We start from the raw sequence: 12253 nt of genomic DNA, 5'->3' as shown, positions 1-12253 counted from the left end.
CATGCCCAAGTCCATGACCCTGTCCAAGCTGGGCCGCTTTCCTGCCCATGTCCTGTCGCTGCTCGTCCTGGCCCTGATTTGGCAAGCCGCGGCGATGGCTGTCGGAGGCCGTCTGCTTCCAGGCCCCGTCGCCGTCGCGGCCCGCTTGGTCACGGAGGTCACCCGGGGCGGCCTGCTGATCGACCTCGCCATCACACTGGCGCGCGTCATGGCGAGTTTCGTGATCGCCATGGCAATCGGCACGGCGCTTGGCATCGCCATGGGACGCTACCGGCTGCTGGATCGCCTGCTCGACGGCTGGCTGGTGCTCTTCCTGAACGTCCCGGCCCTGGTGACGATCATCCTGGCCTATGTCTGGTTCGGCCTGACCGAGGCCGCCGCCGTGGCCGCCGTCGCGGTCAACAAGATCCCCAACGTGGTGGTGACGCTCCGCGAGGGCAGCCGCGCGCTGGACCGCGATTACCTGGAAATGGCCGAGGCCTACCGGCTGGGTCCACTCAAGACCCTGCGTCACATCGTCCTACCGCAGCTCTACCCCTTCCTGCTGGCGGCGGCGCGATCCGGTCTGGCATTGATCTGGAAGATCGTCCTGGTGGTTGAACTGCTGGGCCGGAGCAACGGCATGGGATTTCAGTTGCAGGTCTTGTTCCAACTTTTCGATGTCACCGGCATATTGGCCTACACGCTCGCCTTCATCGTGGTCGTCCAGATCATTGAGTTCGCCGTGCTACAGCCCCTTGAAATAAGAGCGTCGCGCTGGCGGCGCTGACCCATTTTTTGTTGCCCGCCCCAGCAGTTTCTGGTTAATCAATTTTAGCCATAAATATTTTTTGGGAACCAGAACGCGGGGTCGAACGTTACATGCCTTATGCGCTTCTCGTCGTAGCCTGCCTCGTTGGTCAACCGGCCGAATGCCGGCAGCACCAGCTCCCCTTGCCCCAGATCACCAACGCCACGGCCTGCCACCTCGGCGGGGCCGTGCGTCTCCGCGCTTGGCTCGCCGAGAACGAGGGATGGCGGCTGACCGACGCCGAGTGCGTGTCCGACCCGGAAGCCGCGGCACCACAGGCGGCCGCGGCGGGTACTTCGGCTGGCAACTAAGAATTCGCCGAAGTTAACAATTTAGTGACAGAGGATAGTTAACGTCAGTCCTCAGACAGTACTCACACCTCCGAGGGTCAGCCCCATGGTGCAGCAAGACGACGTGATCGAGCGGACTTCGATCGTTACATATGCCCTGCTCGAGGAATTGCATACGGTCCTCGCCGACAGCGCGAAGCCTGATGAGACCAGCCTTGGCGTCATCATGGGTTTGGCGATGTTCCTGGACGACAAGATCGGCCCGATGCGCTCGCAGAAATTGATGACCCAGGCTCCCGGCATCATCCTCAAGACCGACGCCCATGTGACCGACGAGTTGATGCAGCGGTTCGCCCCCGTCCTGCGCGCGTTCGGCACGCACCTGTCGGCGTTCGCGACCAACGCCGCCACCGTCCGGCCGCTGACCAAGGTCAGCTGAAGGCGTCCGGGGCAACGCTCCGGAACCCTGTGCGGCCGGTGTGACAGACGACACAGCGCCGCCGGCCGTGGTGCCACACGCTCCGTTCCAGTCGGCGTTCGGTGCGAAACGCCGTTGGGCGGGCCGCCAAGCGGCCCGAGGGGAGCGATCCTATGAGAAGAACGGCGAGCCGGGTGGCTCTGGGCCTGGGAGCCCTCAACCTCGCGACCTTATTGCTGATGGCGGCCGTCTCGGCCGACGACGGCTTTTGGGGGATCGGTGGCAAGACCTTGCCTCCGGGAGCCCTGCCGATCTCCACCGTGGCGCGCTCGGTCGAAAGCGGCGGCATCACCCATATCTACGGCATCGATGTCGTCCGCCACCTCTATGACGTGAAGGCGCTGGACGGCGACGGCAAACGCCTGCGCCTCACCGTGGACCCACTGACCGGCGAGATCCTGTCCCGCGTCACCTCCTAGATCGGGCGGGGGATGAGTCTGGTAGGGATTGCGGCAACGCGACGCGGCCGATGCCACAAGTTTCCGCGAACTCGCGGTTGCCGATTTGGCGGCGCCCTGGTATCATCGACTTCACCAAGCGCTTTCGCTTATTCTACTTCTCGGAAGAGTTTGGCTTATTAAGGGCTCCTTTAGGAGCCCTTTTTCATTGAAGCGTTCGCGACCATTAAAATACCAGTTCTTCAAAAGCGGATTTATATTTAATTTGGGGTTGTCGTGGAGCGTACAGCTGTCTTTGTCGATGCCGGTTATCTATTTGCCAGAGGTTGTGAAATCATCGGCCACGCTGAGACCCGCCGGCAGTTCATCTCGCTCAATCTTCCCGAGTTCAACACCATCCTGGCTGGCTTTCTTCAAAAGATGGATGCGGCACCTTTGCTTCGCATCTACTGGTATGATGGCTTGGCCGCCAGTGGCAACATGTCCTCGGACCAAACAACCATCGCATTAGCCGATAACTTCAAGCTTCGACTCGGTCAAATCAATGGATTTGGCAAACAAAAGGGTGTCGACTCCATGATCGTCACGGACATGATCGAGTTGGCACGAAACAAGGCGATTTCCGATGCAATCCTACTGGGCGGAGATGATGATCTACGAGTCGGCGTCCAAGTGAGTCAGACCTTTGGCGTTCGAGTGCATGTGCTCGGTTTTGGCAGCGATGCCATGCATGCCAACGTCAATAGGTACCTTCGTCAGGAAGCGGACACTTCCACGACCTGGGAAGAGGCGACCGTACGACGATTTCTGTCCATAGCGACGATGACAGCGCCAACTCCGTCGCTTGGAGTGGAACCAGCCACAGTCATGCATGCGAGCCCCGTCGATGACGTGATCAACAAGGCGGTGGACGGTATGGTCGCCAGTTTGACCTCCGCGGAACAAGTGAGCATCGGTCAGCATCATGACCTCCATGGAAAAAGCGGCATTCCTTCGGACATTGATCGCAATCTGCTGCGAGTCGTAAGCACCGCCTTGGGACGCCCCTTGGACCTAGACGAAAAGCGGTCCATGCGGCGTCGCTTCAATGAGAAGCTCAAAATGCCGAGACCATAGACCTGATCGGCATGAGGCGCCATCGGTCGGCTGCTTGATCCACGACAAGGTCATCCAATCCCGTGGCCATGGAAGCCACATTTCGGCCATGAAACCACGATGAAAACAGAACCCTAATTCGGTTCCCGTGTTTATCATACCGATACCCGCCTTCGGCCAGCGCCCTTGGCCCAACCATCGGTATGAACGTGACCACACAGCATCAAGGCTTGCCGGACGCGGCACTCGAACGGGCCCGATGGACAGCCAGCGGGCCTGCCTGGGACCGGTGGTCGGACCCCATGGCCGATATGGCCGACCGCCTCAACCTGCCGCTGCTCGACGCCTGTGGCGTGATGCCGGGCGAGGCGGTGCTGGATCTGGCGTCCGGCGCCGGGGAACCGGCGCTGAGCGCCGCCAAGCGCGTGGGTCCCGGCGGCAGCGTCCATGGCGTCGACTTGGTCGAGGCGATGCTGGCGGGAGCCATCCGGCGCGCCACCGCCTTCGATGGCCCTCCCCCCTTGTTCACCGTCGCCGACATGACGGCCCTGCCGTTCGAAGATGGGAGTTTCGACCGGGTGACTTGCCGGTTTGGCATCATGTTCGTGCCCGACACCAAGGCGTGCCTTGCGGAAACCGTCCGGGTGATGCGCTCCCATGGCAAGGCGGCCTTCATGGTATGGGGGCCGCTCGCCGACAACACCCTTTTCACCGAGTTGGATCAGGCGGTGACGGAAGTGCTGGGGGAAGATCCCAACCACGCGATCGATCCCCTGTTCCGGTTCGATCAGCCGGGGGTCCTCGCGAGCCTGCTGGAGGAGGCGGGGTTGCGGAACGTCACCGAGCAGTCGCTGCGGCCGACGGCGCGCGTTCCCCTGGACAAGCCATTCTGGCGCGCCTCGTTGGACATGCTGTTCGCTCCGAGGCTGGCATCGGCGCCGGAGGGCGACCGCGAGCGGATCAACGCCGCCGTCGCCAGCCATTTCAGCGGAGTCGCGGTGGAGGGTGTCTGCCCGCTTCACCTTCACGCCAGGATCGTGTCGGGCGAGATGCCCTGATCAACAGTCTTTGCCCTGGGGATCGCTGATCATCATGATGCCCAGGATCATCGCGGTTCCGCCATCCGCCCCCGCCAGCGGCAGAAGCAACTCCTCGAAGTCCAGGTAGTCGCGGCCGCACCAGCCAAGGTCGCCGCGGCGGTAACCGGGCATACCCGACGACGCCACCGACATCGCGCCAGCGATCAACTCGGTGCGCTCCGGTTCGGGCATCCCCTCGCCCAGTGGCTGTCCGGTCAGGGGTCGTCGATACAGCCAGGAGAGCTTGGCCCCGGCGACGCGATAGGTGAACCACGGCTTACCATCAAGGATGTTCAGCAGCAGCAGGTTCGGAAGAGGCACGGGGAACTCGGCGGGATCGATGTCGAGCCGGCGTGGCATCGCTAGGCCGGACGGCCTGCGCGACACCCAATACTCATGGAGGCGCCTCACGCTGGCGTGCGCGTGGCGTGGTGGCCGCCACTCCGGCGGTGACGCGGCATGCCTTGTCTGAGGCTCCAAGGGTGCTAGCAGGGTCATGCCTGCCAAGCTAACCAGCCAAAAGGTTTATGTCTAGTTCACCATTAATTTTATTTAAATCAGTTTCTCCGGTATGGCAAGCGCGGAACAAACGTTCGCACCCTAACGATTGCCTCGCCTGACCGGAACGCCGGAAGGAACGAGAGGGCTTTTCGAGAGTTTATGGACCACTCGATACCGTCCCGGCCAAAAGCAAGACAAAGCCCGACCATGCCCCAAGCGACAAAGATCCTTGTTCCCGGCCGAACCTGTTGGCGGACCGAGCGCACGAACCGTCTGGCCCTGATCGTCGACGCCTGCGATTATTTCGCGGCGGCCAAGGCCGCCATCGCCAGCGCCCAGCACTCCATCTACATGATCGGCTGGGACTTCGACCTTCGCCTGAAGCTCGACCCGGCCAACCCCGATGTCCAGGAACCGGACGAGTTGGGACCGTTCCTGAAGCACACGGTCAACAGCAAGCCCGGACTTCAAGCCTATGTCCTCAAATGGGACATGGCGATGCTCTTCACCCTGAGCCGGCAGATCCTGCCCGTCCTGGCGCTGGACCTGATGACGCATCGGCGCATCCACTTCCGGCTCGACGCCCAGCACCCCGCCGGTGCCGCCCATCACCAGAAGATCATCGTGATCGATGACGCGCTGGCGTTCTGCGGTGGCATCGACATGACCGACTCGCGTTGGGACACCCGCGACCACACGCCCGACGACGAACGCCGCGTGCTGCCAAATGGCAAGCCTTATTGCCCCTTCCACGATGTCACGACGGCGGTTGACGGCGATGCCGCGCGGGCGCTGGGCGAATTGGCCCGCGAGCGCTGGTTCCGCGCCACCGGCGCCAAGCTGCCGCCACCACCGCCCGGCGAGCTGGACCCGTGGCCCGAGCGCCTCAAGGTCACCCTGCGGGATGTCCCGATCTCGATCGCGCGCACCAACCCGAAGAACGGCGAGTACGAGGAGGTCCGCGAGATCGAGCGGCTCTACCTGACCGCCATCCTCGCCGCCGAGCGGACGATCTACATGGAAAGCCAGTACATGGCCTCCCACGCGATCCGGGACGCGATCATCAAGCGGCTGCGCGAACCGGACGGACCCGAGATCGTCATCGTCAACCCCATGACGGCCGATGGCTGGCTGGAACAGTCCGCCATGGATACCGCGCGCTCACTGATGGTGCGCCAGATCCGGCGCGAGGACCGGCACGACCGGTTCCGCATCTTCTATCCAGTCAACGCGGCCGGCACGCCGATCTATGTGCACGCCAAGGTCCTGGTGATCGACGACCGTCTGTTGCGGGTCGGCTCATCCAACCTCAACAACCGGTCGATGGGCTTCGACACGGAATGCGACTTGGCTTTGGAAGCGATCGACGGCGAGCCCGAAGCGGGCCGGATCCGCGAGACGGTCGTCAGCTTCCGCAACGACTTGGTGTCCGAGCATCTCGGCGTTCCGCAATCGGTCGTCGAGGAGCGCCTGGAAGCCGGCCACTCGCTGATCAAGATCATCGACGCCCTGCGCCGCGGCGAGGGCCGCACCCTGGTGCGGCTGGAGATCGAGGAACTCAACGAGGTCCAGGAACAGATAGTCGAAGCCCGTCTGCTCGACCCCGAGCGGCCCAAGCAGCTGGAACGCGTGCTGACGCATCGCGTCAAGAAGTTCGTCACCAAGCCAAACCTCGCGGCGCTCGGCGCCGCCGCCGGGCTGGGCATCGCCGCCTTCGTCGGCGGCAGGATGCTGATCCGGCGCTTCTCCTCACGGCGCAAGGAGGATGCCTGAACGGCATCCAGGACCTGGCGCGAAACGAAATGAAGTTTTGGGAAGGATCTTAAGACATGACAGGCAGGCGCTATCAGGACACCTACGGTTCCTGGGGCGGGACGGCGGCTCCGCTGGCCCCGGCCGAAATGGTCGAGCAACGGCGCATCGCCTGGTCGGCCGTGTTCGCTGGGGTGGTCGTCGCGGTATCCCTCAACCTCGTGCTCGCCGTGCTTGGGATCGGCATCGGGCTGACCACCATCGACCCCGCGACGGCGGACTCGCCGCAGGCCAGCACGCTGGGCATCGCGGCCACGATCTGGTGGATCGTCACCGCCTTGGCCTCGCTGGCGGTTGGCGGCTGGGTGGCCGGCCGGATGGCGGGCATGTCGACCCGGATCGACGGCGCTCTGCACGGCCTGATCACCTGGGGCATCGCGACGCTGCTGGTGTTCTGGTTGCTGACCAGCGCCGTCGGCACCCTGATCGGCGGGACCTTCTCCGTTGTCGGCGACGCGCTGTCGAGCGCCGCGCAGGGAGCGGCGCAAACGACGGATCAAGCCGATCCCAACGCGCTGCAGGGTATCCAGGAGCAGGCCCGCCAGATGCTGGCCCCCGAGGGCGGCTCGCTGCCACAGGCTTCGCTGGATACGCTGAACCGCGTCATGCGGGGTGACGTGTCGCAGGAGGAGCTGCAGTCCACCGCCGACCGCTTGGCCGAGCAGGCCGGCATCCCGCCCGAGCAAGCCCGCCAGACGGTCGAGAACCTTCGCCAGCAGTACACGCAGGCGGCGGAACAGGCGCGCCAGACGGCCCAGGTCGCGGCCGAAACGGTCTCCAAAGCGGCGTTGTGGTCCTTCGTGGCCTTGGTGCTGGGCGCCATCGCGGCCTCGATTGGTGGCATGTTCGGCGCTCCCGCCGGCTGGGATCGCTACTGACCGGGCAGGCCTTAACGCCGCCTTCATCCACGTCTGGCAGCCATGTCGTTCGGCTCAACCGGCGGCATGGCTCCAGATGACGAAGCGATCCAGGTTCCTCCCATTGCTCATGGCGCCGATGGTCACCCTGTCGGCGCCATTTCCGTCACCGGCCATGGCGGGATCGACCGCTTCCCCGCACGTGGTCGTCCATGATTTGGCGGACCTCGATACGGTCATGGGCCTGACGATCGCCGGGCATGTCGATCATGTCACCGTGGGGCCGGAGATCGTGCTGGAGGGTTGGGGACGATTGTCTTCCGGTCCCGAAGCCGCAGGCGCGGTCGAGATCCACACGGACCTCGAACTATGGCGGATCGGCATCGAGGTGAAGGAGCGGCCGGATGTCGTGGCCGTCGTCGGCGATCCCGGCCTCCGGTTCTCCGGGTTCATCATCACCCTGGTCCCGGACGGGGAGTCGCCGCCGCTTGGGCATCACACGCTCTGCATCACGACAATCGATCCGGTTTACGGAAGATTCCGCATGCACGACAACGCCAACATCCCCTGCCCGGTCAAGTAAGCCAGGATCAGGTCGGCGACACCGTCATGCAGGCCGCACCCTGACTGGTGAGGCGCGCGCAGGCTCGGTCGGCGCTGGCGGAGGTGACGCCGACCAACCGGGCGCGGTACAGCCGGCCAGCCGGTGTGTTGACTTCCATCACATAGACGCGCGCCGGGCTGAGCAGGTCGGGAACCGCGCGCCGCGCCTCCTCACCCGCCTTGTTGCTTTCGCTGGGTGAGCGGAACGCGCCGACCTGGATGCCCCAGTCTCCCGCCGGGCCCGCCGCCACGCGCGGCAAGGCGGCCGATGCCAGGGTGACGGGCCGCGATGATGGGACCGGCGCGATCTGAATGGGCGCGGCGCTGGCCACAACCGTGGGAGCGATCGCCACAGGTGCTACAACCGACGGGGCAGGTGGTGGCGCCACCGCGACCGCGACGACCGTGCGCGACGGTACCGCGCGGGGAGTCGCGGCCGCGTACATCGTGTCGGCGACTCGGCGCGATGGATGGATGCCATCGATCTGCGGCGAGATCATCGCCACGTAATTGCGTGTCTCGGAGGGCAAGCCGCGGTCGCCAGTCAGGTACTCGCCATAGCGGCCGGGACCGGCGTTGTAGGCGGCGAGAAATCCGGGCGAACCGAACTTCTCGTACATCTCGCGCAGATAGGCCGTACCGGCCATGATGTTGTCACGGGGATCGAACGGGTCGGAACCCAGGCCGTGCTTGACCCGCAGTTCCTCGTAGGTCGAGGGCATGACCTGCATCAGCCCCATGGCTCCCGCCCGGCTGACGATCGGCCTGCCATTCATGTGTGTGCGGCCGCCGCTCTCCACCCGCATCACCGCCTTGATCCACTGCTCCGGAACGTCGAACCGCTGCGAGGCCGCGGCGATATGGCTCGACCACGCCTCGCTGGACGCGCCGCCATAGTTGCCGGACGTGGCCGGCCCGGTGCGGTCCTCGGGCGAACTGGAGCAGGCGCTCAACAGCGAGGCCACCATGCCGATCGCGATACCGGTTAAAACCCGACGGCTCACCATGCGACGGCGAGCCACGCCAAGCGACGCCTTGCCGCGAAGACGGCGGGCCGAATCATCTTGGGGCGGCGTCGGTATCTGCATGGTTCAACGGACTTATAAAGATGTGGATGTAAGTTCATAATATCGTTTGGGCTTTGGGGTCAATAAAATCCTCCGTCGGATCCCCTGCCCCATCGCGGCCAGAGACCCCGCGGCCGACGCCCCGAGCGAGGCGCCGGTCTCCTCAAATACCTGAAACCGTTACCAATGCTGCTGCGGCTGGTGGTTGCCGCCGTCGTGGTGGTGATCATGGTTATGACCATGGTCGTGCCCACCCTCCTGCCCACCGGCTTGATGAACGTCCTGCTGATTTTGGTCGGCGTCCTCGACGGCGGCGACGACCAGATCCGGGAAGCTGCGCTCGACGATGCCGATCAGGACCTCGATGCGGTCGGCCGCATGATCGGCCTTGCCCTGGAGCTCCTCGTATTTGCGGCGCAGCTCATCCAGCTCCGCGCGAGCGGCGTCACGCTCCTCCACGACGGTGCGGTGCTCGTACCGCTGTTCGTCCAGCTTCCTGGAGACGCTGTCGATCACCTGATCGATCCGCGCGAGGGCGCTGTCCAGCTTGGAGGACGCCGCCCCGCCGGAAGCCTGATTATCGGAAGAATGCTGAAATTCGCTCATGCTGATCTACTTACCTGTCTGAATGTGCCCCGTGGCGCGGCCATTGATCGCGCGCGCCGAATTCTTGGTCAACCTTATAATGGCGGTGGGTTTCCGGATTCGGAACGAATGGCCGACCAGACCGTCCGCGCGTTCTCCGGCGCCGCCCCCAGCGCCGTGTTGTCGAACACGCACCACGTGGGTGCCCGCGCGCCATCGGCCCGCACCGTCGCGGTGATCGCGGCCAGCCGCTCCGCGCCGTAGTCGGTATGATAAATCTCGGGCGAGCCATGAAGCCGGCGATAGACCAGCCCGCTCCAGCCGCCCGGTTCCCCGGCGCAGCCATCCGGAACCGGATCGGCGGCCACGCGGGCGATCCGGAAGCGGTCGAGCGTGGCTTCCGGCTCCTCGTTGAACCAGCTTGGATGCCGGGGTTCGCAGGCGACCTCGCCATCGAACCTATCGCGCAGGTGGCCAAGGAAGGCTTCCACGACCTCCCGGCGGAAGGCCAGGCTCGGCGGCATTTGAACAAGGAGCGGTCCCAGCCGGTCGCCCAATTCCCGCACCTCGCCTAGAAAGCGGTCCAGCGCCGCGGCTGGATCGGCCAGCCTGCGCTCGTGGGTGATCAGCTTCGGCACCTTGACCGCGAAGCGAAAGCCCTCCGGCACCGATGCCGCCCAGCGGGCATAGGTTTCCGGCTTGTGCGGCCGGTAGAAGGCACTGTTGATCTCCACGCCCGGCAGACCGCGGGAGTAACGCTCCAGATGGCTCCCCTCCGCGGGGAACAGGTGGGAGAACCGGCTTGGGATCGACCAGCCGGCACACCCGATAAAAACAGGATATACGCCCATGCCTCCTCAACGGGCGACACGGGCGGAAGGTTCTGCCCCCCTCGATCTTGAGGTGGCTCAGTACAGCAGGTCGCGGAACACCATCGAGATCTCCGGCACGAAGGTGATGATCATCAGGCAGGTCAGGATCACCAGCACGAACGGCCCCAGCGGCCTGACGATCCTGTCCAGCGGGATGTTCGCCACTTGGCAGGCCGCGAACAGGTTGACGCCGAACGGCGGCGTGATCATGCCCATGGCCAGGTTGACGACCATCACCAATCCGAAATGGATCGGATCGATCCCGAAATGAACCGCCACGGGCGCCAGGATCGGGGCGATCACGATGATCGCGGCCGAGGTTTCCACGAACATGCCGAGCACGAACAGGAAGGCGTTGACCGCCAGCAGGAACATCACGGGGCTATCGATCGACTGCACCAGCCATTCGCCGACGGCGGTCGGCAGGCCCGCCCGGTTGATCAGGAAGCTGAACAGACCCGCGTTGGCGATGATGAACATGATGATCGCGGAGGAGATCACGCTCTTACGGAGGATCGGGAGCAAGTCGGTGAGGGTGATTTCCCGGTAGACGACAAGCCCGACAACCAGAGCGTAGAACACCGCGACCACCGACGCCTCGGTCGGGGTGAAGACGCCACCATAGATGCCGCCGATGATCACCACCGGCATCAGCAAGGCCAATGCCGACCGCTTGACCGCGGCGGTGAAACGCAGCCTGCCCTCCTGGTCGTCCCGTCCATAGCCCTTGATGCGGCACCAGATATAGACGAACACGATCAGGGCGGCGGCGATCAGGATGCCGGGACCGATACCGGCGATGAACAGCTCGCCGATCGAGACCTCGGCCGACACCGCGTAGAGGATCATCGGTATCGATGGCGGAATGATCACGCCCAGTTCCGCCGAGGTGGCTTGCAGGGCTGCCGCGAAGGGTGCCGGATAGCCGTGCTTGACCATGGCCGGGATCAGGATCGCGCCGATGGCGAAGGTGGTGGCGACGCTGGAGCCGGACACCGCCGCGAAGATCATGCAGGTCAGTACGCAAGTGCAGGCGAGACCGCCCTGGACGCCGCCGATGATCGACTTGGCGAAATCGACCAGGCGGGACGAGATGCCGCCGACCTCCATCAGGTTGCCGGCGAGGATGAAGAATGGGATCGCCGCCAAGGGATAGCGGTCCAGCGAGACGAACAGTTGCTGGGCCACGAGCAGCAGCGGCAGGTTGGTGAAGCCCGCGATGCCGACGACGCTGGCGATCCCGATGGAGATGGCGATCGGCACGCTGAGCGCGAACAGCGCCAGCATGGCGAAAAGAATGGCCGTGCTCATCCAGCCGCCCCTTCGAGTTCGACGCTGCCAGGTTCGGCGGCGCGGTGATCCAAATAGTGGGCGATCACCGCCAGCAAGGAGAAGAAAGCGCCGACCGGCAAGGCCGCGTAGGCCCAGCCGATCGAAATCTCCAGCCCCGCCAGCGTTTGGAATCGGACCCGCCACGTCATGGCGACGCCGAACCACAGTATGACGCCCAGCAGGACCACGCTGTTCAGCGTGATGAACTTGCGCAGCGTTTCACGCCACGCTCCGGATACCGATCGATACAGCAGATCGACCGCGACCAGCGCGCCATGCCGGAAGGCGATGGTGATGCCCAGGAACACCATCCAGATCAGACAGGTCCGGGTCAGCGCCTCCGACCAGGTGGAGGGTTGCTCGAAGACGAAGCGGGTGATGACCTGGAAGAAGGCGGACGCCGCCGCCACCACCAGGAAGATGGAGGCGGCATGACCGATCAGCCGGTTCACCGCCCCTTCGATCGCCAGGAAAATCCGGATCATGGACGCTGG

15 protein-coding genes are annotated in these 12253 nt (G+C 64.4%); 9 read left to right on the top strand and 6 right to left on the bottom strand.

Annotated elements, in window-relative coordinates; genetic code table 11:
- The first annotated feature begins 1 nt into the window (after position 1).
- From N825_RS17225 to N825_RS17200, 6 genes are all read left to right on the top strand, one after another.
- Complete coding sequence (locus tag N825_RS17225; RefSeq protein ID WP_245613146.1) at positions 2-769, top strand: ABC transporter permease; 768 nt, start codon at positions 2-4, stop codon at positions 767-769.
- Between the two features lie 92 nt (positions 770-861).
- Entirely contained in the window at positions 862-1101 is a 240-nt protein-coding gene (locus N825_RS17220; RefSeq protein WP_037454501.1) for a hypothetical protein, read from the top strand.
- 85 nt (positions 1102-1186) lie between these two features.
- Complete coding sequence (locus N825_RS17215) at positions 1187-1519, top strand: hypothetical protein (RefSeq protein WP_051512499.1); 333 nt, start codon at positions 1187-1189, stop codon at positions 1517-1519.
- A gap of 152 nt (positions 1520-1671) precedes the next feature.
- Positions 1672-1977, top strand: a complete 306-nt coding sequence (locus N825_RS17210) for a PepSY domain-containing protein (protein WP_084164818.1) — start codon at positions 1672-1674, stop codon at positions 1975-1977.
- 255 nt (positions 1978-2232) lie between these two features.
- The gene (locus tag N825_RS17205; RefSeq protein WP_037454497.1) at positions 2233-3072 is read left to right on the top strand and encodes an NYN domain-containing protein; all 840 of its coding nucleotides are present in this window, start codon (positions 2233-2235) and stop codon (positions 3070-3072) included.
- Positions 3073-3353: 281 nt separating this feature from the next.
- The gene (locus N825_RS17200; protein WP_037454495.1) at positions 3354-4109 is read left to right on the top strand and encodes a class I SAM-dependent methyltransferase; all 756 of its coding nucleotides are present in this window, start codon (positions 3354-3356) and stop codon (positions 4107-4109) included.
- Here N825_RS17200 and N825_RS17195 read toward each other — a convergent pair whose 3' ends face one another.
- Complete coding sequence (locus N825_RS17195; RefSeq protein WP_084164817.1) at positions 4110-4628, bottom strand: PAS domain-containing protein; 519 nt, start codon at positions 4626-4628, stop codon at positions 4110-4112.
- A gap of 210 nt (positions 4629-4838) precedes the next feature.
- On the opposite strand from N825_RS17195, the gene N825_RS17190 reads away from it, so the two are divergent.
- The 3 genes from N825_RS17190 to N825_RS17180 all read left to right on the top strand — a co-directional run bounded on the left by N825_RS17190 (position 4839) and on the right by N825_RS17180 (position 7883).
- On the top strand, positions 4839-6404 hold the full coding sequence (locus N825_RS17190; RefSeq protein ID WP_063833861.1) for a phospholipase D-like domain-containing protein: 1566 nt from the start codon (positions 4839-4841) through the stop codon (positions 6402-6404).
- 56 nt (positions 6405-6460) lie between these two features.
- On the top strand, positions 6461-7321 hold the full coding sequence (locus N825_RS17185) for a hypothetical protein (RefSeq protein WP_051512497.1): 861 nt from the start codon (positions 6461-6463) through the stop codon (positions 7319-7321).
- Between the two features lie 76 nt (positions 7322-7397).
- Complete coding sequence (locus N825_RS17180; RefSeq protein WP_157619321.1) at positions 7398-7883, top strand: hypothetical protein; 486 nt, start codon at positions 7398-7400, stop codon at positions 7881-7883.
- A gap of 7 nt (positions 7884-7890) precedes the next feature.
- Here N825_RS17180 and N825_RS17175 read toward each other — a convergent pair whose 3' ends face one another.
- From N825_RS17175 to N825_RS17155, 5 genes are all read right to left on the bottom strand, one after another.
- A complete protein-coding gene (locus N825_RS17175) occupies positions 7891-8871 on the bottom strand; it encodes a lytic transglycosylase domain-containing protein (protein WP_051512496.1) in 981 nt (326 codons plus the stop codon).
- A gap of 279 nt (positions 8872-9150) precedes the next feature.
- Positions 9151-9576 carry a hypothetical protein gene (locus N825_RS17170; RefSeq protein ID WP_037454484.1) on the bottom strand — a complete coding sequence of 142 codons (426 nt, stop codon included), beginning with the start codon at positions 9574-9576 and terminating at the stop codon, positions 9151-9153.
- Positions 9577-9650: 74 nt separating this feature from the next.
- Entirely contained in the window at positions 9651-10406 is a 756-nt protein-coding gene (locus N825_RS17165) for a DUF72 domain-containing protein (RefSeq protein WP_037454480.1), read from the bottom strand.
- Positions 10407-10463: 57 nt separating this feature from the next.
- Positions 10464-11738, bottom strand: a complete 1275-nt coding sequence (locus N825_RS17160; protein ID WP_037454477.1) for a TRAP transporter large permease — start codon at positions 11736-11738, stop codon at positions 10464-10466.
- The gene (locus tag N825_RS17155) at positions 11735-12244 is read right to left on the bottom strand and encodes a TRAP transporter small permease (protein ID WP_051512495.1); all 510 of its coding nucleotides are present in this window, start codon (positions 12242-12244) and stop codon (positions 11735-11737) included. The genes N825_RS17160 and N825_RS17155 overlap by 4 nt, the downstream gene beginning before the upstream one ends.
- Between the last annotated feature and the right edge of the window lie 9 nt (positions 12245-12253).

This window comes from Skermanella stibiiresistens SB22, from assembly GCF_000576635.1.
GTDB classification, from domain to species: Bacteria; Pseudomonadota; Alphaproteobacteria; order Azospirillales; family Azospirillaceae; genus Skermanella; species Skermanella stibiiresistens.
This window is presented reverse-complemented; position numbering and strand designations above follow the sequence as displayed.

Coding starts and splice junctions, on each gene's coding strand:
- N825_RS17200 (WP_037454495.1), top strand. CDS start 3,354: ATGGCCGATATGGCCGACCGCCTCAACCTGCCGCTGCTCGACGCCTGT.
- N825_RS17210 (WP_084164818.1), top strand. CDS start 1,672: ATGAGAAGAACGGCGAGCCGGGTGGCTCTGGGCCTGGGAGCCCTCAAC.
- N825_RS17165 (WP_037454480.1), bottom strand. CDS start 10,406: ATGGGCGTATATCCTGTTTTTATCGGGTGTGCCGGCTGGTCGATCCCA.
- N825_RS17225 (WP_245613146.1), top strand. CDS start 2: ATGCCCAAGTCCATGACCCTGTCCAAGCTGGGCCGCTTTCCTGCCCAT.
- N825_RS17220 (WP_037454501.1), top strand. CDS start 862: ATGCCTTATGCGCTTCTCGTCGTAGCCTGCCTCGTTGGTCAACCGGCC.
- N825_RS17195 (WP_084164817.1), bottom strand. CDS start 4,628: ATGACCCTGCTAGCACCCTTGGAGCCTCAGACAAGGCATGCCGCGTCA.
- N825_RS17155 (WP_051512495.1), bottom strand. CDS start 12,244: ATGATCCGGATTTTCCTGGCGATCGAAGGGGCGGTGAACCGGCTGATC.
- N825_RS17215 (WP_051512499.1), top strand. CDS start 1,187: ATGGTGCAGCAAGACGACGTGATCGAGCGGACTTCGATCGTTACATAT.
- N825_RS17160 (WP_037454477.1), bottom strand. CDS start 11,738: ATGAGCACGGCCATTCTTTTCGCCATGCTGGCGCTGTTCGCGCTCAGC.
- N825_RS17180 (WP_157619321.1), top strand. CDS start 7,398: ATGACGAAGCGATCCAGGTTCCTCCCATTGCTCATGGCGCCGATGGTC.
- N825_RS17190 (WP_063833861.1), top strand. CDS start 4,839: ATGCCCCAAGCGACAAAGATCCTTGTTCCCGGCCGAACCTGTTGGCGG.
- N825_RS17175 (WP_051512496.1), bottom strand. CDS start 8,871: ATGGTGGCCTCGCTGTTGAGCGCCTGCTCCAGTTCGCCCGAGGACCGC.
- N825_RS17185 (WP_051512497.1), top strand. CDS start 6,461: ATGACAGGCAGGCGCTATCAGGACACCTACGGTTCCTGGGGCGGGACG.
- N825_RS17170 (WP_037454484.1), bottom strand. CDS start 9,576: ATGAGCGAATTTCAGCATTCTTCCGATAATCAGGCTTCCGGCGGGGCG.